Here is a 20,121-nt window from a genome sequence, read left to right as displayed (position 1 = left end):
CTCCGGGTCGGCGTGGGGTCGGGCGGTGAGGGCGTTGGGGGCGTTGGGGGCTAGTCGGCGGTGAGGAGTTCGGCGAGGGCGGTGGCTTCGGCGGGGGTGAGGCGTACGCCGGGTCCGCAGGCGTCGGGGTCGTCGATTTCGAAGATGGCGAGGCTGCGGCGTCCGTCGCGGGCGGCGACGATGCTGAGGGCGCGGCCGCCTTGGGTGGTGAGGATGTACTGGGTGCCGATGCCGGGGAGCGGGTTGGAGGTGATGGGGACCTGAGGGGTCATGGGGGTCTCCTGCGCCTGGTGTCTTGTTTGCGCGTATTAACCGATTTTGCGGCTTTCTGGTCAGGGTAGGCGTCGGGGCGCGCGGGTCGGGTGATCCACGGCCGGGTGGGGTCCGGTTGTGATGGGATGCGCTCGGTGAGTCGTCCGGTGGGGCGTTGGTCGCGGGTGCGCGGGGGTGGTGGCGGTGTCGGGTGGCTTCGCGGACACGGGTCCGGACGCGGGCACGGGTGCGGGTGCGAGCGCGGGGGTCCCGGTCGACGAGGGCGGCGGGGACGGGGCGTTCTACGTCCCGCTGGGCGGTGAGCGGTTCTCGGCGTCGGAGCTGACGCAGGGGCCGTGGAGCCTGGAGCAGCAGCACGGCGGCCCGCCGTCGGCGTTGCTGGCCGGCCGGATGGAGCGCCTGGCGCCGCGCCCGGAGCTGGTCCCGGCGCGGATCACGGTGGAGTTCCTGGGGCCGGTGCCGGTGGGTGAGGTGCGGGTCGGGGTGCGGGTGGTCCGGGACGGGCGCAGTGTGCAGCTGGTCGCCGGGGAGCTGAGTGTCGACGGGCGGGTGTGCCTGTCGGCGCAGCTGTGGCGGGTACGGGCGGCGAAGGTCCCGGGCCTGCCGGCGGGCGCGTTGGCGCCGGCGGCGGTTCCGGCGGGTGTTCCGGCGGAGCCGCAGGGCCCGTTGGCGCGGCGGTTCGGGTACGGGCGGGCGTTGGACTGGCGGTTCGTGTCGGGGTCGTTCCGGTACCCGGGTCCGGCGGTGGCGTGGGTGCGGTGCCCGCGGGCGTTGGTGGCGGGTGAGGAACCGCGGCCGTTGGAGCGGGTGGTGCTGGTCGCGGACACGGGTTCGGGGATCGGTGCGGAGTTGGATTCGCGGCGGTTCGTGTGGCCGAACCTGGATCTGAGCATTCATCTGCTGCGGACGCCGGTGGCGGAGTGGTTGTGCCTGGATTCGGCGATGGAGCTGGGTGACGCCGGGGTCGGTGTGGCGCGGACGCGGTTGTTCGACGAGGCCGGGTTGTTCGGGTCGGTGGCGCAGTCGTTGTTCGTGGCGCCGGTGCCGGGCGCGGAGGACTGAGCTCCCCCGCCGGAGGGTTCGGGCGGTACGGCTGGACGGAAAGGGACGGGTGTGGCGGCGCCGAGGGAGCTGAGCCGGGTCGAGGTGGGCGCGGCGGTGCGCGAGTACGCGGACGTGCTGGCGTTACGGGTGGCCATGGGGGCGTTGGCGGCGTCGACGGCGTCGGCGTATGTGCGCGATGTCGAGGAGTTCGCGCGGCTGGTGGGGTCGTCGGTGGTGTTGGACGACGTGGAGTCGTCCGATGTGGAGCTGGCGGTGGTGCGGATCGCGAACGCGCCGGACCTGCGGTTTTCGCGGGGGCGGAAGATCGGGGCGGACGGGGAGGACGTGCCGGGGCGGGGGCTGCACGCGCGGGCGCGGTGGCTGGCGTCGGTGCGGGGGCTGTTCCGGTGGGCGCGGCAGTCGGGGTATGTGCGCGCGGACCCGATGGAGCTGGTGGCGGCGGTGCGGGTGCCGACGCGGGCGAAGGGCGCGCGGCTGGGCCTGTCCGTGGAGGAGGCGGTCGCGCTGCGGGAGTCGCCGCCGGCCCTGCCGGGGGCGGTGTCGGGCCGGGTGCGGGCGGATCAGCGGCTGGCGTTGCGGGACGAGGTGATCCTGCGGCTGCTGACGGAGACGGGTCCGCGGGTGTCCGAGCTGTGCGCGGCGAATGCGGACGACGTGCGGCCGTTGTCGGGCGACGGCGGCGGGTGGGTGCTGCACATCCGGCGGGGCAAGGGCGGGAAGGCGCGGGACGTGCCGCTGTCGGAGGCGCTGGTGGCGGCGCTCGCGGCGTACCGGGAGGGTGAGCGGCCCGCTCCCCCGGCGTCGGATCCGGTGGAGGTGCGGGCGGACGCGGCGCGGGCGCTGGTGGTGACGGTGCGGGGTCGGCGGATGTGTCCGCGGGACGTGCAGCGGATGGTGGCGCGGCATGTGCGGTTGATGCCGGCGGGGTTGCGGCAGGCGGTGACGCCGCACGGGTTGCGGCACACGGCGGCGACGGTGCTGTTGCGTCAGGCGGGGGCGGACGTGGGGACGGTGGCGGACATCTTGGGGCACGGGGACGTGTCGACGACGTCGGTGTACCTGGACGCGTCGGTGGTGGCGGCGGCGGAGGCGTTGGGGCGTTCGCCGCTGGCGCGGTGAGGTAGGCGCTGCCGGAGCCCGTGGGCCTGCTGGCGGGCGCGCCGGCCGGTGCGCTGCTGGACCCGTGTACGGGCGCGGCGGCGCGTCCGTACGCCGAGGCTGTACACGGGTCCGGGCTGTGCCGCGCTCCCCCGCGGTGCCGTGTGGCGCAGCGGGTGGGGTGGGGTGGCGGGTTGGCGGGTATCGGGTCGGGCGTGGGGTGGGTCCCCTGCGTGTGTGGAGGTTGTCGTGACGCATCCGCCGAGTCCGCCGGAGCCGACGGGGCCGCCCGGGCCGTGGCCGCCTGATCCGTTCCCGTCGCCGGGTCCCGCGCCGGGGCCTGCTCCGTTGCCGAATCCGTATCCGGATCCGCTGCCGCCGGATCCGGCGCCCGAGCCGTTGCCGGACCCGGATTCGCGTCGGCCCGGGCGCTGACGGGCGCTGGTGGTCAGCCGGGCGTGGCGCTGAGCTGGCGCATCATGCCGAGGGCGTCCCAGTCCCACCAGCCTTCCTTGATCCTGCCGTCCTCGATGCGGAAGGTCGTGCAGCCGCTCATCGTGACGGTCCTGCCGGTGGCGGGCATGCCCATGAAGTCGCCGGTGTGGGTGCCGGTCCACGTCCAGCGGGTGGCGACCTCGTCGCCGTCGGCGAGTTGGCGGTCGATGGTGAAGGCGAAGTCGAACGCGGCCATCCAGCCTGCGCACTCTTCGCGTATCGCCTTGGCGCCGATGGTGTCGGTGGCGTTGATGGGGTCGTGGTCGTGGTAGTCCTCGGCGAACAGGCGTTCCATGCCGTCGAGGTCGCCGCGGGTGACGCAGTCGAACATCTCGCGGCACAGGGCCTTGTTGAGCTGGTCGTCGCGGACGATGTCGAGGTCGGTGAAGGTCGGCGGTTCCTCGCACAGGGCGACCATTTCGCGGAAGATGCGGTCGGTCTCCGGGAGGGCGGAGTTGCGCATCGCCTCCTCGTAGGAGGGGAACTCCACGATCTCGACGACGTGGGCCTTGTCGGAGCGGTCGGAGCCGACGATGGCGTGCGTGGCGGTGCGGCGGCCCTGGGTCTGGTCGAGCCAGTTGTCCAGCAGGCGGTTCATGTCGTCGAGGTGTTCGGTCTTGCAGTCGATGAGTTGGACGAAGGTCATCGCGCACCTCCCGGGGCGGGTGTCCCCCCTGGGGTGTCGTTGCCACTCTCCGCCCGTGGCGCGGGCATCTCACGGGGATCGCGCGGGGGCCCCGGCCGCGTGTGGCGGCCGGGGCCCGGTGTGGCGGCGCTGGCTGGGTGGGCCGGCGGGTCGGCGGACGGGGTGTCCGACGGTCGGCCGGCGGGTCAGCGGATGGGGACGCCGGAGATGGTGCGGGCGATGACGAGGCGCTGGATCTCGCTGGTGCCTTCGAAGATCGTGTAGATGGCGCTGTCGCGGTGCATGCGTTCGACGGGGTACTCGCGGGTGAAGCCGTTGCCTCCGAGGATCTGCATGGCGTTGGTGGTGACCCACTTGGCGGTCTCGCCGGCGTAGAGCTTGGACATGGAGCCTTCGGCGGCGTCGAACGACTGTCCGGTGGTGGCCATCCAGGAGGCGCGCCAGACGAGGAGGCGGGCGGCGTCGATGCGGGTGCGCATGTCGGCGAGGGTGAAGGCGACGGCCTGGTTGTCGATGATGGGGCGGCCGAACTGCTCGCGGGTCTTGGCGTAGTCGAGGGCGTACTCGTAGGCGGCGCGGGCGATGCCGACGGCCTGGGCGCCGACGGCGGGGCGGGAGGACTCGAAGGTGGCCATGGCGGCGTTGCTGCGTCCGGCGCGGCCGCCTTCGCGGGCGCGGGCGAGGCGTTCGTCGATCTTGTCCTTGCCGCCGAGGATGCAGTCGGCGGGGACGCGGACGTTGTCGAGGATGACCTCGGCGGTGTGGGAGGCGCGGATGCCGTGTTTCTTGAACTTCTGGCCCTGGCGGAGGCCGGGGGTGCCGGGGGGTACGACGAAGCTGGCCTGGCCGCGGGCGCCGAGGGTGGGGTCGAGGGTGGCGACGACGATGTGGATGTGGGCGATGCCGCCGTTGGTGGCCCAGGTCTTGACGCCGTTGAGGACCCATTCGCCGGTGGCTTCGTCCCAGGTGGCGCGGGTGCGCATGGCGGAGACGTCGGAGCCGGCGTCGGGTTCGGAGGAGCAGAAGGCGGCGACCTTGACGTCGTCGGGGGTGCCGAACATCTGGGGGGCCCAGGTGGCGACCTGTTCGGGGGTGCCGCTGGCGACGACGCCGGCGGCGGCGAGGGTGGTGCCGACGATGGAGAGGCCGAGGCCGGCGTCGCCCCAGAAGAGTTCTTCCATGGTGAGGGGGATGCCGAGGCCGGTGGGGTCGAAGGCCTGGGTGGAGAAGAAGTCGAGGGAGTACAGGCCGATCTTGGCGGCCTCCTGGAGGATGGGCCAGGGGGTTTCCTCGCGTTCGTCCCATTCCGCCGCGGCCGGGCGCAGGACGTCGGCGGCGAAGGTGTGGACCCAGTCGCGGACGGTGCGCTGGTCGTCGGTGAGCTGGAGGGAGAATGCGCTCATCGGGTCTGGCTCCCTGCGGTGGTTGGTGGTGTGATGCGCTGCGGTGGTGTGGCGTGGGGGTCGGGACGGACTCCACGCTGTTACCGATGGGTAACCCGCAGTGTGTTACTCCTGGTAACCTCTGTCAAGGTGTAGAACGCATCCTGAACACGAAAAACGAACACGCACGCGAACACGATGACGAACGAGAACCACCAGGCGCCGCGGCCACGCGACGCCACGATCCAAGGGTCGGCGAAGGGGCGCATGACGCACAACGAGTCCACAGCCGTGACACCGTCCGGGACAGCCGCGGGCGCGGCTCCCCCGGCCACCGGGCGCTCGGCGCTGCGCCGCCTCGAGCTCCTCGACGCGGCAGACCGCGTCGTCATGCGGGACGGCCCCGACGCCTCGATGAACACCATCGCCGCCGAGGCCGGCATCACCAAGCCGATCCTGTACCGGCACTTCGGCGACAAGGACGGCCTGTACCGGGCGCTCGCCGAACGGCACACCGAGGAGCTCGCGCTCGTCATCCGCGCCGCGGTCAGCCCCGAGCACCACCACACCCCGCGCGCCCGCGTCCAGGCGACCATCGACACCTACCTGGCCCACATCGAGGCCAACCCGCAGGTGTACCGGTTCCTCCTGCACCGCGCCGGCGCCGAGTCCGCCGACGTCCACGGCCACGTGACCGCCTACCAGCGCCGCGTCGGCGAGGAACTCGCCCGCTCCTTCGACCCCACCGGCAGCACCGGCGTCCTGGCCCGCGCCTGGGCCCACGCCATCGTCGGCATGGTCCAGGCCTGCGGCGACTGGTGGCTCGAGGAAAACCCCTGCGAACGCCCCGAGCTCACCGTCTACCTCACCGAACTCCTCTGGGGCGCCCTCCCCACCGCCCTCGCCGCCGCCGCGGAAGCAGCCGAGGACCAACGGGGCTGACCCCCGCGCCACACCCCGGCGGGGCGGCCCCCCAGGCCCGCCCCGCCGGGGTGTGGCGTCGAGGCGCCGAGCCGCCAGGAGCACCGACGCCGCCCGGCCCCTGGCAGGATCGCCTCCCATGAGTTCCGAGCGGCCCGATCGGTGGAGCACCCACATGGTCGACCTGGGCCCGGCGATCGTGGTCAAGCGCTACACCGACACCGCCCGGGAACCCGGGCGGGAGCGGTGCGTGCGGGAGTGGCGCGCGCTGACCCTGCTCCACGCGCACGCCCCCGGCCTCGCCGCCGAACCCCGGCGGGCGGACCCCGACGCCGCCGTCCCCGCCATCGCCATGTCCCGCCTGCCCGGCGACCCCCTGCGCGGGCGCGTCCTGGACGCCCGGCAGCTGGCGGCGTTCGCGGACGCCGTCGGCACACTGCACCGGGCGGTCCCGCCACGGATCCTCCACCGGCTCCCCCGCAGACCCGGCCTGCCCGGCGAACTCGCCGCGCAGGTCCGCGCGTGGTCCACCGGCCCGCCCCCGCGCCCGGACGACGGGCCCGTGTCCCGGGCGAAGGAGCAGGGCCTGGCGTGGCTGGCCCGCTCCGGCCTGGAGCACGGCGGGGAGCCGCCGGTGCCGGCCGTGTTCGGCCCCGGCGACGGCAACCTGGCCAACTACCTGTGGGACGGGACGTGGGTCCGCGTCGTCGACTTCGAGGAGTCCGGCCGCAGCGACCGGGCGTTCGAGCTGGCGGAGATCACCGAGCACGTGTCGGCCTGGGTCGACCACCCGCTCGACGTCACGGCGTTCCTGGAACAGGCGGACCTCACCGCGGCGGAGACGGCCCGGCTGCGCGACTGCCGGCGGCTCCTCGCGCTCGTGTGGCTGTTCCTGCTGGCCTTCGACGACCCGGACCACCCGCGGAACCCGCCCGGCACCGCGGAGCGGCAGGCCGGGCGTTTGCTGGGCCTGCTGGGCTGACCGGCCCGGCCCCGGCCGGGCGGATGTCGCCGCGGCGGGGGTGACCCGCGCGCCGCGGTGGCGGCCGGACCCTGACGTGGGGCCCCCGCCACCGCCGCGTCCCGCCCGCCCGGCCGACGCGTGTCCGGTCCGCGGTCGCGCCGGGTGGCGGCCGTCAGGTTTGCGGGCGGTAGCGGATCGGGTGGTCTTCGGGGACTTCGACGACGCAGATGCGCAGGCCGTCGGGGTCGGCGATCCACATCTCGTCGAGGCCCCACGGCTCGCGGGCCGGTTCGCGGAGGATCACGGCGCCGCGTTCGGCGAGGTGCTTGTGGGCGGCGGCCAGGTCGCGGACCTGGATCCACAGCTGGGTGGCGGGGGTCGGGCCCGTGTCGGAGCCGGAGGAGACCTCCAGGTAGCCGCCGCCGAGGAAGAACACCGTGCCGCGGTGCGGATCCGTCCCGAACTCGCGGTACACCGCCAGTCCCAGGACGTCGCGGTAGAACGCGCGGCTGCGCTCCAGGTCGGTGGGCCGCAGGAGGATGCGGCTGCTCAGGACGTCCATGCTGGTCTTTTCGCCCGTAGCGGGCACGGTTATGCGCGCCGGGCGCGGCCCCGGGGGCGTTACGCTGCCGCGAGCGGCGCCGGGCGGTGCCGCCGAAAGGGGGCCGGTGTGGCGTACGGGGCGGTTGCGGGCTCGGTGTTCGGGCTGGCGTACGGGGACGCGATGGGGGCGCCGACGGAGTTCCTGTCGTACGCGGAGATCATGCGGCGCCACGACGTGCCGGGCCCCCGCGAACTCCCGGTGCACGGGGGCGTGGCCATGGTCACCGACGACACGCAGATGGCGCTCGCCGTCGCCGACGCCCTGGTGTCGGCGCGCGAGGACGGCCACGCGCTCACCCCGCAGCGCCTGAACCCGCGGCTGCGCGGCCGGTTCCTGGCCTGGTGGGACTCCCCCGACAACAACCGCGCCCCCGGCAACACCTGTTTGAAGGCGTGCCGGAATCTCGCGACCGGGATGGCGTGGGAAAAGGCCACGGTGCGCGGCTCGAAGGGCTGCGGCGCGAACATGCGCGTCACCCCCGTCGGGCTGCTGGACGGCGTCTCGGAGGCGGACCGGTGCGGCGCGTCGCAGCTGCAGTCCGCGCTCACCCACGGGCACCCGACGGCGCTGGCCGCGTCCGACCTGACCGCGGCCGCCGTCCACGCGCTGCGCGCCGGGGTCGGCCCGCGCGACCTGCCGGCCTACCTGCGCGCGCACGCCGCGGCGCAGCGGGAGGTCTACCACGGGGACTGGCTCGGGGACGAGCTGTGGCGGGGCCCGTTCGGGACGACGCCGGAGGCGTTCATCGCGCGCGGCTGGGACGAGTGCCTGGGTGTGCTGGACCGCCTCGACGCGGCGCTGCTGCGCGCGGACCGGCGCAGCGACCCGTGCCAGGCGACGGGGGCGGGGTGGATCGCCGAGGAGGCGTTCGCGACCGGGCTGCTGTGCTTCCTGCTGTACGAGGACTCCCCGGTGGACACGGTGGCCCGTGCGGCCGCGACGTCCGGCGACTCGGACTCGATCGCGGCGCTGGCCGGGGCGTTCGCGGGCGTCTGGCACGGCGTGGACGCGTGGCCGCAGGAGTGGTCCGGGGTGATCGAGTACCGGGACGAGCTGGAGCGGCTGTCGGGCGCTTTGTCCGGTGTGCCGGGCCGGTGACGGTGCGGACGGTTCGGGTGGTGCGGGTGGTCTCCCCGATCGCGGGTAGCGGCACGGGTCAGGCGGGATCCCGCGGACGCGCTCCGGGCCCGGGAGCGTTCCGGGCCGCGGGTCGGCGCCCGTCAGGGCACCCGGCGACAGGCACGGGCACGGGCACGGGGCGGACGTCGGTTCGGTCCCCGCGTCGGGGTACTCACGGGTGACGGATTCACGGACAGGTCGGGGCACAGGGCGGCGCATGGCACACGGCACGGCAGCAGCGGGCAAGGCGGCGCACGGGCGGCATGCCGCAGGCGACGGCGCGGTGTTCCTCGACGCGCTGGCCGGCGTCGCGGGGATGGCCGCCGGGGTGGCGGGTGCGGTCGGCGCGATCGAGGAGGCGGGGCGGCACGCCGGGCGGTGGACGCTGCGCCGGGCGCGGCGGCACGGCTGGTCGCCGGGCGGCGGGCGCGTGGTCCCCACGGCGGCGCGGCCGGCGCCACGTCCGGCGGCACGCCCCACGACGCCCGGGCCGGGGAAGGGCGTTCCGGCGGGTCTGGAGCGGGCGGTGGCGCGGGTCGCCGCGCCGTGGACGCACGCGGTGCCGGGCCGGGCCGCGTCCGGCGGCGGTCTGCTGGGGCGGGTGCACGAGCTGGACCACCGGGCGTTCGCGTGGCTGGCGGAGCACCACGTCCCGTGGGCGAACCGGGCGTTGCCCGCGCTGTCGCGGTCGGCGAACCATTCGCGGCTGTGGGTCGTGGCGGCCGGGTCGATGGCGTTGTCGGGCGGGCGTTCGGGGCGTCGTGCGGCGTTGCGCGGGCTGGGGTCGGTGGCGCTGGCGTCCACGGTGACGAACGTGGTGCTGAAGAGCTGGACGCGGCGCCCGCGGCCGGTGATCGACCTGGTGCCGGAGGTGCGCAGGCTGGCGCGGCAGCCGTGGACGACGTCGTTCCCGTCGGGGCACGCGGCGTCGGCGGCGGCGTTCGCGACCGGGGTGGCGCTGGAGTCGCGGTCGATGGGCGCGGCGGCCGGGGTGCTCGCGGGCGGGGTGGCGCTGTCGCGGGTCTACACCGGCGTGCACTACCCCGGCGACGTGCTGGCGGGCGCGGCGCTCGGCGCCGGGTTGGCGGCGGTGACGCTGCGGTGGTGGCCGCGGCGTCCGGTGGAGGCGGCGTTCGCGCCGGCCCCTCGGGTGCCCGTGCCGCTGCTGGCGGACGGCGACGGCCTGGTGGTCGTGGTCAACGCGTCGGCGGGCCCGGAAGGGGAGATCGCGCCGCGGCTGCGGGAGCTGCTGCCGCTGGCGAAGGTCGTCGAACGCGGCCCCGGCGCCGAGGCCGGTGATTCCCCTGACGGGGCGCGGCAGCCGTCCGACGCCGCGGCCGAGGACCCGGACGGGCACCCCGACGCGGGTTCGGACCTGATGGCGATGCTGCGCCAGGCGGCGTCCGAGGCCGTCGTGCTGGGTGTGGCGGGCGGCGACGGGACGATCAACGCGGCGGCGAAGATCGCCCTCGAGTACGGGCGTCCCCTCGCCGTGTTCCCCGCCGGGACGCTCAACCACTTCGCGGGCGACCTGGGGCTGCAGCGCCTGGAGGACACGGCGCGGGCGGTGCGGGCCGGGGAGGCGGTGCTGGTCGACGTCGCGGAGATCGCGCGGGACCGCACGTTCGACTTCGGGCCGATGAGCGCGACGGAGCCGGAGGTGTTCCTCAACACCTTCTCGATCGGGGTCTACCCGGACCTGGTGCGGGCGCGTGAGGCGATGCAGGGCCGGATCGGGAAGTGGCCGGCGATGCTGGTCGGCCTGGTCGCGGTCCTGCGGGACGCCCGGCCGGTGAAGCTGCGGGTGAACGGGCGGGCCCGGTCGGTGTGGCTGCTGTTCCTGGGCAACGGGGCCTATGCGCCGCCGGGGTTCGCGCCCGCGTACCGGCCGAACCTGCACGACGGGCTGCTGGACGTCCGCCTGGTCGACGCCGCGAAGCCCGCGGCCCGGACGCGGCTGGTCGCGGCGGTGCTGTCGGGCACGCTGGGCCGCTCGCGCGTGTACGAGGCCTCGACGGCGCGTGCGATGCGCCTGACCGAGATCCAGGCCGGCGCCCCGCTCGCGGTCGACGGCGAAGTCCGTCCGGGCGCGTCCCAGTTGCGGATCGCGAAGGGCCGCCGCCTGGTGGTGTACCGCCCGGCGGGCGCGCGGCGGGCGTAGCCGGCGCGGACGCCGTCGTGCCGTCGGGCGCAGGCCGCCTCCGGGCGGGCGTGTGGACGCTGGCCGCCGCCGGTGCCACCGGTGGCGCGTCCGTCCTCGGCACCTCGGTCACCGGTGACGGGTTCCACACGCTCGGCGCCGGCATCGGCGCGGGGCTGCTGCTGCCCACCGCGGTGTGCGCGGGCACGCTGCGCGACCTGCGCGGTCTGCCCTCGGTCGGCCGCCGAACGGCGGCGCCGAAGCGAACACCCCTGCCCGTGACCGCGCGTCCTGGCGCCGCGCCCCCGAAGACCGCGCACGGGCCGCCTGCCGGGCCCGGCGGGCCCGCCAATCCCCTGGAAGTGCGCCCGTGCCGCACCTGATCCGCACCCTGCACACACGCCGCCTCCGGGCGGCCCTTCCGAGATGGTGGTGACCATGGGCGAGCTTGTCGAACGGGTGGACGAGGACGACCGGGTGCTGGGCGTGGTCGAACGCGGCGACGCCATCCGGAACCGGTGGCTGCACCGCATAGCGACGACCGTGTGCCGCGACACCGAGGGCCGGATCCTCGTGCACCGGCGGCCCGCGGGCTCCTCCCGCTTTCCCGGGCACTACAACTGGCTCGTCGGCGGGGCCGTGGACATCGGGGAGTCCTACGAGGCGGCGGCCGCGCGAGAGATCAGCGAAGAGCTCGGCGTGCGGACCGACGCGCGCTTCCTCGGCAAGTTCCTGTGCGACGGCGCGATCAGCCCGTACTGGCTCGGCCTCCACGAAGCCGTGCTCGGCGACACGATCACGCCCGACCCCTCGGAGATCGCCTGGCACACGTGGCTCGCCGACGAAGAACTTGCCGCCGCCGTCCAACGGTGGGACTTCGTGCCCGACTCCCGGGACGCCTTGGTGCGGTACGCGGCGTTGCGGCGCCCGGCCGACGGGCCGGCAGGCGCGCCGGACCAGGACGGTTCGGACAGGCCCGCCGGCGCGTCCCACTGACCGGGTCGCTCCTTCGTCCGGTACGGGCCCGGGGCGGCGGCCATCCGCGGACGAGCCCGCCGTCGCGGCCGGGCGGACGGTCAGGAGCTCTTGCGGGCGATCAGGTACGCCTGGGGGACGGCGGAGACCAGGTCGCTGTCGTGGAGGCGGACCTCGTGGCTGTGGACGGTGAGCCCTGCGGCGTCCAGGAGGCGGGCGACGTGGTCGGGGTCGCGGCGGCGGAAGTCGAGGGTGACGGGCTTGCCGAAGGGTTCGGCCAGGCGCAGCGGGACGTCGCCGGCCTGGAACGCGACCAGGGCGTGGCCGCCGGGGGCGAGGACGCGGTGGAACTCGGCGAACGCGGCGGGGAGTTCGTCGTCGGGCAGGTGAATCGTCGAGTACCAGGCGCACAGGCCGGCGAGAGCGCCGTCGGCGATGTCCAGGGCGGTGAGCGTGCCGACGGTGAACGGCACGTGCGGGAAGGTGCGTGCGGCGAGGGCGGCCATGCGCGGGGACAGGTCGACGCCGGTGACGTCGAGCCCGAGGCCGTGGAGGTAGGCGGTGACCTGCCCGGGCCCGCTGCCGACGTCGGCGACGCGCGGCGCGGACCCGTCACGGGAACCGGAACCCGCGTGCGCGGCGTGGACATGATCGGCGAACGTCGCCAGGACCTGCTGGTCGTGGGGCGTGTCGTCGAGGATGTCGCGGTAGCGGTCGGCGTAGGGCTCGGCGATGGCGTCGTAGAAGGCGCGGGTCTCGTCGAGGTGTCCGGGCGTGGGTGCGTCGGTCATGCGGAACAGGTCCTTCCGGGGTGCGGGGAAACCGGGTGCGGGCGGGGCCGCGTGTTGGGCAGAGTGGGCGGGATGCGGCGGTCGGGCCGCGAGGTCCGGTGCCCTCGGGGTGTCGGTTCGGGGCAGGGAGGGCGGAGGGCATGGGGGGCGGCAGACACGTGGTGGGCCATGCCGCCGCGGTACGCGCGGCGCGGATGCTGGCGGCGGGGCGGATCGCGGTGGGTGTGGCGCAGATGATCGCCCCGCAGGCCGCACCCCGGCTCCTGCCGGCTCGCCCGGCCGGCGCGGGCAAGGAGGCGTCCACCCTGACCCGCGGCCTGGGCATACGCGACACGGTGGTCGCCGCAGGCTGGTGGCGGGCCCTGGACCGCGGCCACAACGCCGCCGAGTGGGCGTGGCTGCAAGTCGCCGCCGACGTGGCCGACGGCGCCGGCACGATGGGCCGCTGGCGAGCCTTGGACCCCCGCGAACGCGGATGGATCGTCGCCCTGGGAGCACTGGCCGTCGTGGACACAGCGGTGGCGGTCGCCCTCGGCGGCCTGGACGAGGACTGACCGACTGATCCGGTCGCTTTCGCGGTCACGGCCGTCCCCGCCACCACGGCTGCCGCCGGCGCACGTCTCCGCCGTGAACGGGCATCCGCACACGTGGGAGACCACAGCGGGGCGGACCGCCGCGCCGTCCAGTACGCGCCGAGCGGGTCGAGGGGCGCGCCGGCCCGTTGGGGGCGATCCGATGCGGGCGCCGATCGGCTCGATGGCGGCGGCTTTCGCGATGATCGCGCGGGACCCCGCGGTTGCGCCCACGCGCATGCGCCGCATGCCCGGTGAGCGCCCCACCCGCGTCCGTCCCTGTGCCTCATCCGTGCGCGCCCTCGTCTCTGGTGCGTATGCCGCCGCGCGCCGTGGACCGCCCGCTCGTTCGCCGTCACGACCCACTGCCAGTTGTCCCCGTCTGCGCCCGGTGGGTCGTCCGGGCCGTTCTGTCAGGGGAACTCCTGCCGTCCCGCGCGGGGCAGAGCGCGCGCGTGGGGCGTCGGGTTGGGTCACAGCGTGACCCTAGGGGGCGGCCTGGCGGGGGCCTCGGTGGGCCTCGGTGGGGGTGCGTGCCGGGTGTCGCCGCAGGTCCGGTCGGGCGGGTCGAGGAGTGTGGGGCCTGCCGGGTCCCACCGGCGGGGCGCAATCTCGGTAGGCTGGCGCGACGTATACGGATCCTGCGCGGGGCGTCGGTTCCGGTTCGGGCTCGGGGTGTGCCAGGCGTGCGGTGCATGCGGGGCGGTGCCGGCGGGCGGCGGGCCGGTGGCGGGCGTCCGGGCGTGGGGTCCGCTGGAACGGCCGCCCGACCCCGGTGGGGGTCCGGGGCGGCGGGCGAGACCGCTGGAGGGTACACATCCGATGACAGGTACTCCCGTCCCGGGCCAGGGCGCAGGGCCCGCGCGCGGGCCTGAGGCGTTGCCGCCGAGGGCCAAGCTGGCGGTGACCGCGAGCCGGGTGACGGCTGCGATCTCGCGGCGTGCGGGCAAGGGCAGTGGTTCGGTGATCGGCGGGAAGATCGCGCTGCGGATCGCCCCGGACCTGCTGGCTCAGCTGGCCGATCACCTGCAGGTGGTGCTCGTGTCGGGCACGAACGGCAAGACGACCACGACGCGGCTGGTGGCGGAGGCGATGCGGGCCGCGGGCCCGGTGGTCTCGAACGCGCTGGGCGCGAACATGCCGGCCGGTATCACGTCGGCGCTCGCGGGTGCGGGCGACGCGGTGTACGGCGTGATCGAGGTCGACGAGAAGTACCTGGCGGGGGTGGCGCGGGACGCGGATCCGCTGGCGATCGTGCTGCTGAACCTGTCGCGCGACCAGTTGGACCGGGCCGCGGAGACGCGGATGCTGGCGGAGAAGTGGCGCGAGGGCCTGCGCGGCACCGAGGCGGTGCTGGTGGCGAACGCGGACGACCCGCTGGTGGTGTGGGCGGCGTCGTCGGCGAAGGACGTGGTGTGGGTCGCGGCCGGGCAGATGTGGCAGGAGGACTCGTGGTCCTGCCCCAGTTGCGGCGGTGTGATGAACCGTCCGGGCGACGACTGGTTCTGCGGTGACTGCGACTTCCGGCGTCCGCAGGTGACGTGGTCGCTGGTGGGCGACGAGATGGTGGACCCGGACGGGGCGGTGTGGCCGTTGGAGCTGCAGCTGCCGGGCCGGGCGAACCGGGCGAACGCGACGACGGCGGCCGCGGTGGCGTCGGTGTTCGGCGTGGACACGGCGGCGGCGCTGGCGCGGATGAAGAACGTGACGGCGGTGGCCGGGCGTTACGACGTGGTGCCGTACCAGGGCCGGAACCTGCGGCTGCTGCTGGCGAAGAACCCGGCCGGGTGGCTGGAGACGTTCTCGCTGATCGACCCGGCGCCGGCGCCGGTGATCCTGTCGGTGAACGCGTTGGACGCGGACGGCAAGGACACCTCCTGGCTGTGGGACGTGGACTACACGAAGCTGGCGGGTCGTCCGCTGGCCGTGCTGGGGCAGCGCCGCCTCGACCTGGCGGTGCGGCTGGACGTGGCGGGGCTGACGTTCACGGTGCACGAGCACTTGGCGGACGCGGTCGCGGCGTGCCCGCCGGGGCAGATCGAGGTCATCGCGAACTACACGGCGTTCCAGCAGCTGCGCCGGACCATCAAGGAGGCGCAGGCGTGACGATCGGGATGAGCAAGCTGCGCCTGGTGTGGATCTACCCGGACCTGCTGAGCACGTACGGGGACCAGGGCAACGCGCTGATCGTGGAGCGTCGGGCGCGGTTGCGCGGGATCGACGTGGAGCGGGTCGACGTGCGGTCGGACCAGGCGGTGCCGACGTCCGGGGACATCTACCTGATCGGTGGCGGCGAGGACCGTCCGCAGCGGTTGGCGGCGGAGCGGCTGCGGAAGGACCCGGGTCTGGGTCAGGCCGTGTCCCGGGGTGCGACGCTGCTGGCGGTGTGCGCGGGCTACCAGATCATCGGGCACGAGTTCGTGGACGACCTGGACCGGGTGGAGCCGGGTCTGGGGCTGCTGGACGTGAAGTCGGGCCGCGGTCCGGTGGGCCGGCGGTGTGTCGGCGAGGTGCTGGCGGACGTGGACCCGCAGTTGGGGCTGCAGCCGCTGTCCGGGTTCGAGAACCACCAGGGTGTGACGCACCTGGGGGCCGGGGCGAAGCCGCTGGCCCGGGTGACGGCCGGGTTCGGGAACGGGACCGGGGACGGCACGGAGGGCGCGTGGTCGGGCCGGGTGCTGGGCACCTACCTGCACGGGCCGGTGATGTCGCGGAACCCGGGGCTCGCGGATCTGCTGCTGACGTGGGCGACGGGTGTGCCGCTCACGCCGCTGGAGGACCGCTGGCACGAGCAGCTGCGGTCGGAGCGGCTGCGGGCGGTGCGGGCGCAGGCGGGCTGAGTCCGCTGCCGCGAGGTTGAACGGGGTTCCGCCGGCGGGCGGGTGAGGGTGCGTCAGGTGCATCCTTGCCCGCCCGCCGGCGTTTTCGGCGGCCGGCGCGTGCGGCAGGGGTTGGAGGACCGTGCGCGCCGGGGGCTTCGGGGCGGGGCCCGGAGGGGTTAGGACGCCTGGGCGGTCGCGTGGGCGGTTGCCGGGGCGGCGTCGGGTGCCGGGTAGCGCTGGCGGAAGGTGAACGCCTCGGGGCCGGGGCCGTGTTCGCGCAGGTGGGTGAGGCGTTCGGCGCCTTCGTGCTCGGTGGGCAGGTGGCCGGCGGGGATCCACCACAGGACCTGGGAGCGTTCGCCGACCTCGGCGAACCAGTCCTGGCGGCGGCGCAGGAAGTCGAGGTGGCCGCTGCGGTAGACGTAGTCCCACAGGCTGTCGGCGTCCTCCCACACGGACATCGTGAAGATGTACTCCGGGCCGAACGCGGCCGGGGTGACGGTGGCGTGGGGGTCGTCGGGGTCTTCCTGGAGCCGCCACACGAAGCCGGGCGAGGACTCGGCGAGCGCGTTCATCTCGGGCAGGGCGGCGACGAAGTCGGCGAGTTGCGGGGAGTCGACGGGGGCGCGCAGGCGGGCGATGTTGAGCTGCGCGAGGTGGTGGCCAGACGGGTGCGTGGGCGCGGGCGTGTTCGGCATGGGCGTCATGTCATCAGCTCCCGCACCAATATGTCAATGGAGATTGTTTTTAGAAGTGGGCCTGCCCCCGCCCGTGCAGCCCCCGGTCCGAGCCCTGTTCGCATGGTCAGTCGTCGGCCGGCTCCAGCGCCACACAGCACCGCCCCGCCGCCGCGTCCATCCGCGCCCGCCACCCCGTCGCGCCCGCGCCCTCGAGCACCCCGTCGAGCAACGCCAGGTTCATGCCGCACACCAACGGCGGGAACTGCGCCGCCAAGCGGTGGAACGGGCAGTTCCGCAACAGGATCCGCCCGCGGACACCCACGGACCCGGCGTCGGACCCGGCATCGCCCCCAGGCGTGGCCCCAAGGGCGGTGGCGGCGTCGCTGCCCCCGTCCGCAAGGCCGCCCGCAAGGTCGGCCTTGTCCGCCGGGTCGTCGTACGGCTCGTACCCCTGCTCCCGCAGCGCCCGCAGCACCCGGACGCGCTGCGCCTCCACCGACCCGCCCGCCCCCGTCCCGCCCTCCGCCGCCGCACCCGACCCCGGAGACCGGTACGCCTCCCCCACCAGGCGCCCCTCCTCGCGCGCCGACGCCGCCACCGCGGCGTCCGCGCGCAGCAGGTCCAGCGCCCCGGCCAGCACCAGGCCCGCGGTGTCGTACGCCCGGGGCGGCACCGACACGCTGGCCTCGGCGTCCCTCGCCCGCGCGTACAGCTTCGCCGGTCGCCCGGCCCCGGGACCGCGGCGGCCCTCGGGGCGCGCGAACGAGGTCTCCAGCAGTCCCGCCTCGACGAGCCGGTCCAGGTGGTGCGCCGCGAGGGTGCGCTGCACGCCGACCGCCTCCGCGGCCTCCCCACGCCCGACCGGCGCCCCGGCGGCGGCCACGAACCGGTACAGCGCGCGGCGTACCGGGTCGGCAAGCGCGCCGATGGCGTCCAGCGCCGCGTCGGCGGCAGCCAGATCGGGCCGCTCCTCGCCCCGCGCGGCGGTCTCCGGGCCCACGCCCGGGCCCGGATCGGGAGCGGCGCTGGCAGCGGTGTCGGTGTTCGGGATGGTCAGGTCCACCCTCGGAGTCTAGGCAGGCGCCCGCCCCGACGAGGGCCGCCGGGGTGGCCGGGCACGCACGGAGGGAACGCGCGAGGCACGGGACGGGCCCGGGACACCGCACGCCGTCCCGCGCATCCCGCGCATCCCGCGCCCAAGCCCTGACTGCCCCGCATTGCACACGGGGGAAAGGCCGTGACAGCCGCCGCTGAGCGTCGTTGATCGAGCATGACCAACAAGCGGCGCGTTCTGGCGGTCCTGGCCCTCACAGGGGCCGCTCTCTCCTTCTGCGGCATCGCCCAGGCTGACGATGTCGCCCACACCGGCGGCACGAACGTCGCACTCCGCAGCCCGGAGGCCGAAGGCTACGACCACCACCTGACCCTGTCGGACGCATATGGCTTCGAGTTCCACTGGAGCAAGTAGTGGCCGGTCATCGCCCGCTCCGGCGGAGTGCGTCGCGCGCGTGACCTGGTGCGTCGCGCGGCGTTGGACCCGGCGTGAAGATCACCAAGGTCTGGTTCCTCACGTTGGCCGCCGCCGCAGCGGTGCTGTCGGCGGCGGCGCCCGCCACCGCGACGTTCCACAGTATCGACGTCTCGCACCACGACGGCTACTCGACAGTGGGCTGTTTCGGCACCGAAGAGGGCGACGAGTCGTTCGGGCTGCGTCTGCGTTAGACCCTGCTTGGGAACCTGCTTGGGAACCTGCTCCTGATCGATGGCCGCCGGGTTCCGCGCTACTGCCTGATCCGCCCGTCGGTCCGGTCGCGTAGCGGGTCCGCGTAGCGGGTCCGCGTCGCGGTCGTCGGCGGTGCGGTAGTGCGGTGTCACGTCCCGTCCGGCCATGACGCGTCGGAACCAGTTCTGCTCGATCCGGGCCCTGTGGCGCACCAGGCCGAGCAGCGACAGGTCGGACGGTTCGGCCGAGCGGCGCGGCGGCGCGGCGGCGCCCGAACGGCCCAGCGGCGTTTGCCGGTTCCCCCCGGGTGGCTTCGGATGGGAGGCAGCCGGCGGGACGCCGCCGCACCGCCCAGGAAGGAACCACCATGCAGGACCCCATGTACGTGCGCACCACCTACGCGACCGGCGACCCCGCCCGGATCGGCACCGCGCTCGACGCGATCACCCGCGACGCCCCGGGCCTGCTGCGCGGCCAGCCCGGCTACCAGCGCTTCGGGCTGTTCGCGGACCGCGAGGTCGGCAAGATCATGATGGGCTCGTGGTGGGAGAGCGAGAGCGCCCGCGACGCGAGCGACGCCGCCCTGCGGGACCGCCGCACGGAGCTGCTGCAGCCGTTCGCCACCACGGTCACCACCGAGGCGTGGCAGGTCGTCTCGTACACCGACGCGCCGCGGTTCGGGCCCGACGCGGGCGCGCGCATGGGGCGCGTCGAGTTCGCCCCCAAGGACGCCGGGACGTTCGCCCGGACCTTCGTCGACGCGGGCCGCCCGGGACTGGAGGCCATCGACGGCCTCGTCGCCGCGACCCTGCTCATGAACGCGAAGGCCGGCCGCGCGATGATCAGCACGATCTTCCGCGACCAGGACGCCCTGGCCTCCGCCCGGGGCCCGCAGGCGGCGGTCCGCGGCGACGGCTTCCAGCGCATGCAGGCCTCGCTGATCGGGCTGGAGGAGTACGAGATCGTGGCGATGGACATGCAGGAAGCCTGACCGTCCCCCGTCCCCCGTCCGCCGCGGGGCGGGGCCGAGCTCGCGGCCCCGCCCCGCGGCGCGCTCCGCCCGCTCCCAGAGACCACGCCGCCGTCGGGCGGGACGGGCTCACCCGCATGGGCCACCTGCGTTGCCGCTCACCGCGCGCGGGCGTCACATGGGAAGGCAGCCGGCGCTACGCCGCGCCGGCCCGACAGAAGGACGAGCCATGCAGGAACCCATGTACGTGCGCACCACCTACGTGACCGGCGACCCGGCGCAGCTCGGCGCGGCGCTCGACGCACTCTCGCGCGAGGCGCCGGACCTGCTGCGTGCCCAGGCCGGCTTCCGCCGCTTCGGGCTGTTCGCGGACCGCGAGGTCGGCAAGCTGCTGATGGGTTCGTGGTGGGAGAGCGAGAGCGCCCGCGCGGAGAGCGACAAGATGCTGCGGGAGCGCCGGATGGAGCTGCTCCAGCCGTTCGCCACGACGGTGACCACGGAGGCGTGGGAGGCCGTCTCGTTCACCCCGCAGCCGCAGGTCGGGCCCGGCGGATGGCTGCGCACCGGGCGGGTGGAGTTCGCCCCGTCGGACGCCGCACTGTACGTCTCGACGTTCAACGAGATGGGCCGTCCCGGCCTGGAGGCCATCGACGGGCTGGTCGGCGCGACGCTGTTCATGAACGGGTCGGCGGGCCGGGGCATGGTCGGCACGCTGTTCCGCGACAAGGCCTCGATGATCGCGTCCCGGGGGCCGCAGGCGGCGGTGCGCGGCGAGGGGCTCAAGAAGGCGAACGTCACGCTGCTGAGCATCGAGGAGTTCGAACTCGTCACGATGGCGCGCGCGGACGGATAGACGCCGTGTCCGCGACACGGACGCGGAT

22 protein-coding genes and 1 pseudogene are annotated in these 20,121 nt (G+C 74.8%); 15 read left to right on the top strand and 8 right to left on the bottom strand.

Annotation, left to right across the window (positions count from 1 at the left end; genetic code table 11):
• Window positions 1-50: 50 nt before the first annotated feature.
• Window positions 51-272: a cation:proton antiporter regulatory subunit gene (locus QI554_RS23765; RefSeq protein WP_281472233.1), complete on the bottom strand. Its 222-nt coding sequence runs from the start codon at window positions 270-272 to the stop codon at window positions 51-53.
• Between the two features lie 184 nt (window positions 273-456).
• Here QI554_RS23765 and QI554_RS23760 point away from each other — a divergent pair, with 184 nt between their 5' ends.
• Window positions 457-1,335: a thioesterase family protein gene (locus QI554_RS23760; RefSeq protein ID WP_281472232.1), complete on the top strand. Its 879-nt coding sequence runs from the start codon at window positions 457-459 to the stop codon at window positions 1,333-1,335.
• A 51-nt stretch (window positions 1,336-1,386) separates the two neighbouring features.
• The gene (locus QI554_RS23755) at window positions 1,387-2,457 is read left to right on the top strand and encodes a tyrosine-type recombinase/integrase (protein WP_281472231.1); all 1,071 of its coding nucleotides are present in this window, start codon (window positions 1,387-1,389) and stop codon (window positions 2,455-2,457) included.
• Window positions 2,458-2,884: 427 nt separating this feature from the next.
• Here QI554_RS23755 and QI554_RS23750 read toward each other — a convergent pair whose 3' ends face one another.
• Window positions 2,885-3,577, bottom strand: coding sequence for an ester cyclase (locus tag QI554_RS23750; protein ID WP_281472230.1), 693 nt, complete (start codon window positions 3,575-3,577; stop codon window positions 2,885-2,887).
• Between the two features lie 185 nt (window positions 3,578-3,762).
• A complete protein-coding gene (locus QI554_RS23745; RefSeq protein ID WP_281472229.1) occupies window positions 3,763-4,980 on the bottom strand; it encodes an acyl-CoA dehydrogenase family protein in 1,218 nt (405 codons plus the stop codon).
• A gap of 246 nt (window positions 4,981-5,226) precedes the next feature.
• On the opposite strand from QI554_RS23745, the gene QI554_RS23740 reads away from it, so the two are divergent.
• Both QI554_RS23740 and QI554_RS23735 read left to right on the top strand, forming a co-directional pair.
• Window positions 5,227-5,901 carry a TetR family transcriptional regulator gene (locus QI554_RS23740; protein WP_281472228.1) on the top strand — a complete coding sequence of 225 codons (675 nt, stop codon included), beginning with the start codon at window positions 5,227-5,229 and terminating at the stop codon, window positions 5,899-5,901.
• Window positions 5,902-6,019: 118 nt separating this feature from the next.
• A complete protein-coding gene (locus QI554_RS23735; protein ID WP_281472227.1) occupies window positions 6,020-6,862 on the top strand; it encodes a phosphotransferase family protein in 843 nt (280 codons plus the stop codon).
• A gap of 154 nt (window positions 6,863-7,016) precedes the next feature.
• Here QI554_RS23735 and QI554_RS23730 read toward each other — a convergent pair whose 3' ends face one another.
• Window positions 7,017-7,406, bottom strand: coding sequence for a VOC family protein (locus QI554_RS23730; RefSeq protein WP_281472226.1), 390 nt, complete (start codon window positions 7,404-7,406; stop codon window positions 7,017-7,019).
• Window positions 7,407-7,514: 108 nt separating this feature from the next.
• Between QI554_RS23730 and QI554_RS23725 the strand changes: the two genes are divergently transcribed.
• From QI554_RS23725 to QI554_RS23710, 4 genes are all read left to right on the top strand, one after another.
• Window positions 7,515-8,546: an ADP-ribosylglycohydrolase family protein gene (locus QI554_RS23725; RefSeq protein ID WP_281472225.1), complete on the top strand. Its 1,032-nt coding sequence runs from the start codon at window positions 7,515-7,517 to the stop codon at window positions 8,544-8,546.
• Window positions 8,547-8,784: 238 nt separating this feature from the next.
• A complete protein-coding gene (locus tag QI554_RS23720) occupies window positions 8,785-10,728 on the top strand; it encodes a bifunctional phosphatase PAP2/diacylglycerol kinase family protein (protein WP_281472224.1) in 1,944 nt (647 codons plus the stop codon).
• A gap of 17 nt (window positions 10,729-10,745) precedes the next feature.
• Window positions 10,746-11,090, top strand: coding sequence for a hypothetical protein (locus QI554_RS23715; protein WP_281472223.1), 345 nt, complete (start codon window positions 10,746-10,748; stop codon window positions 11,088-11,090).
• Between the two features lie 55 nt (window positions 11,091-11,145).
• Window positions 11,146-11,703, top strand: a complete 558-nt coding sequence (locus QI554_RS23710; RefSeq protein ID WP_281472222.1) for an NUDIX hydrolase — start codon at window positions 11,146-11,148, stop codon at window positions 11,701-11,703.
• 80 nt (window positions 11,704-11,783) lie between these two features.
• Here the strand turns inward: QI554_RS23710 and QI554_RS23705 are convergent, their stop codons facing one another.
• The gene (locus QI554_RS23705; RefSeq protein WP_281472221.1) at window positions 11,784-12,473 is read right to left on the bottom strand and encodes a class I SAM-dependent DNA methyltransferase; all 690 of its coding nucleotides are present in this window, start codon (window positions 12,471-12,473) and stop codon (window positions 11,784-11,786) included.
• Between the two features lie 140 nt (window positions 12,474-12,613).
• On the opposite strand from QI554_RS23705, the gene QI554_RS23700 reads away from it, so the two are divergent.
• From QI554_RS23700 to QI554_RS23690, 3 genes are all read left to right on the top strand, one after another.
• Complete coding sequence (locus tag QI554_RS23700; RefSeq protein ID WP_281472220.1) at window positions 12,614-13,027, top strand: hypothetical protein; 414 nt, start codon at window positions 12,614-12,616, stop codon at window positions 13,025-13,027.
• An 840-nt stretch (window positions 13,028-13,867) separates the two neighbouring features.
• Entirely contained in the window at window positions 13,868-15,151 is a 1,284-nt protein-coding gene (locus QI554_RS23695) for a MurT ligase domain-containing protein (RefSeq protein ID WP_281472219.1), read from the top strand.
• Window positions 15,152-15,159: 8 nt separating this feature from the next.
• Window positions 15,160-15,885 (top strand): type 1 glutamine amidotransferase, encoded by a 726-nt coding sequence (locus QI554_RS23690; protein WP_425528036.1) that lies wholly within the window; start codon window positions 15,160-15,162, stop codon window positions 15,883-15,885.
• 158 nt (window positions 15,886-16,043) lie between these two features.
• On the opposite strand, the gene QI554_RS23685 is transcribed toward QI554_RS23690, so the two are convergent.
• Window positions 16,044-16,574 carry a DUF3291 domain-containing protein gene (locus tag QI554_RS23685; protein ID WP_281472218.1) on the bottom strand — a complete coding sequence of 177 codons (531 nt, stop codon included), beginning with the start codon at window positions 16,572-16,574 and terminating at the stop codon, window positions 16,044-16,046.
• A 97-nt stretch (window positions 16,575-16,671) separates the two neighbouring features.
• On the bottom strand, window positions 16,672-17,610 hold the full coding sequence (locus tag QI554_RS23680; RefSeq protein WP_343230812.1) for a helix-turn-helix transcriptional regulator: 939 nt from the start codon (window positions 17,608-17,610) through the stop codon (window positions 16,672-16,674).
• 207 nt (window positions 17,611-17,817) lie between these two features.
• Between QI554_RS23680 and QI554_RS23675 the strand changes: the two genes are divergently transcribed.
• A complete protein-coding gene (locus tag QI554_RS23675) occupies window positions 17,818-18,015 on the top strand; it encodes a hypothetical protein (RefSeq protein WP_281472217.1) in 198 nt (65 codons plus the stop codon).
• A gap of 74 nt (window positions 18,016-18,089) precedes the next feature.
• On the top strand, window positions 18,090-18,269 hold the full coding sequence (locus QI554_RS23670) for a hypothetical protein (protein WP_281472216.1): 180 nt from the start codon (window positions 18,090-18,092) through the stop codon (window positions 18,267-18,269).
• Between the two features lie 78 nt (window positions 18,270-18,347).
• Here the strand turns inward: QI554_RS23670 and QI554_RS23665 are convergent.
• Window positions 18,348-18,554 (bottom strand): annotated as a pseudogene (locus QI554_RS23665) (mycothiol transferase); the annotation flags it as partial.
• Window positions 18,555-18,637: 83 nt separating this feature from the next.
• Here QI554_RS23665 and QI554_RS23660 point away from each other — a divergent pair.
• The gene (locus tag QI554_RS23660) at window positions 18,638-19,261 is read left to right on the top strand and encodes a hypothetical protein (protein WP_281472215.1); all 624 of its coding nucleotides are present in this window, start codon (window positions 18,638-18,640) and stop codon (window positions 19,259-19,261) included.
• Between the two features lie 208 nt (window positions 19,262-19,469).
• Window positions 19,470-20,093: an antibiotic biosynthesis monooxygenase gene (locus QI554_RS23655; RefSeq protein ID WP_281472214.1), complete on the top strand. Its 624-nt coding sequence runs from the start codon at window positions 19,470-19,472 to the stop codon at window positions 20,091-20,093.
• The last annotated feature ends 28 nt before the right edge of the window (window positions 20,094-20,121 follow it).

It is taken from the genome of Yinghuangia seranimata, assembly GCF_029953285.1.
GTDB lineage: Bacteria > Actinomycetota > Actinomycetes > Streptomycetales > Streptomycetaceae > Yinghuangia > Yinghuangia seranimata.
The sequence above is the reverse complement of the archived record's forward strand: the minus strand, read 5'-3'. Positions and strand labels throughout refer to the sequence as shown.

Bases quoted from the DNA above. Each gene is read 5' to 3' on its own strand.
- QI554_RS23685 (WP_281472218.1), bottom strand. From the start codon at position 16,574: ATGACGCCCATGCCGAACACGCCCGCGCCCACGCACCCGTCTGGCCAC.
- QI554_RS23655 (WP_281472214.1), top strand. From the start codon at position 19,470: ATGCAGGAACCCATGTACGTGCGCACCACCTACGTGACCGGCGACCCG.
- QI554_RS23765 (WP_281472233.1), bottom strand. From the start codon at position 272: ATGACCCCTCAGGTCCCCATCACCTCCAACCCGCTCCCCGGCATCGGC.
- QI554_RS23735 (WP_281472227.1), top strand. From the start codon at position 6,020: ATGAGTTCCGAGCGGCCCGATCGGTGGAGCACCCACATGGTCGACCTG.
- QI554_RS23750 (WP_281472230.1), bottom strand. From the start codon at position 3,577: ATGACCTTCGTCCAACTCATCGACTGCAAGACCGAACACCTCGACGAC.
- QI554_RS23720 (WP_281472224.1), top strand. From the start codon at position 8,785: ATGGCACACGGCACGGCAGCAGCGGGCAAGGCGGCGCACGGGCGGCAT.
- QI554_RS23700 (WP_281472220.1), top strand. From the start codon at position 12,614: ATGGGGGGCGGCAGACACGTGGTGGGCCATGCCGCCGCGGTACGCGCG.
- QI554_RS23740 (WP_281472228.1), top strand. From the start codon at position 5,227: ATGACGCACAACGAGTCCACAGCCGTGACACCGTCCGGGACAGCCGCG.
- QI554_RS23690 (WP_425528036.1), top strand. From the start codon at position 15,160: ATGAGCAAGCTGCGCCTGGTGTGGATCTACCCGGACCTGCTGAGCACG.
- QI554_RS23730 (WP_281472226.1), bottom strand. From the start codon at position 7,406: ATGGACGTCCTGAGCAGCCGCATCCTCCTGCGGCCCACCGACCTGGAG.
- QI554_RS23710 (WP_281472222.1), top strand. From the start codon at position 11,146: ATGGGCGAGCTTGTCGAACGGGTGGACGAGGACGACCGGGTGCTGGGC.
- QI554_RS23660 (WP_281472215.1), top strand. From the start codon at position 18,638: ATGCAGGACCCCATGTACGTGCGCACCACCTACGCGACCGGCGACCCC.
- QI554_RS23695 (WP_281472219.1), top strand. From the start codon at position 13,868: ATGACAGGTACTCCCGTCCCGGGCCAGGGCGCAGGGCCCGCGCGCGGG.
- QI554_RS23675 (WP_281472217.1), top strand. From the start codon at position 17,818: ATGACCAACAAGCGGCGCGTTCTGGCGGTCCTGGCCCTCACAGGGGCC.
- QI554_RS23705 (WP_281472221.1), bottom strand. From the start codon at position 12,473: ATGACCGACGCACCCACGCCCGGACACCTCGACGAGACCCGCGCCTTC.
- QI554_RS23745 (WP_281472229.1), bottom strand. From the start codon at position 4,980: ATGAGCGCATTCTCCCTCCAGCTCACCGACGACCAGCGCACCGTCCGC.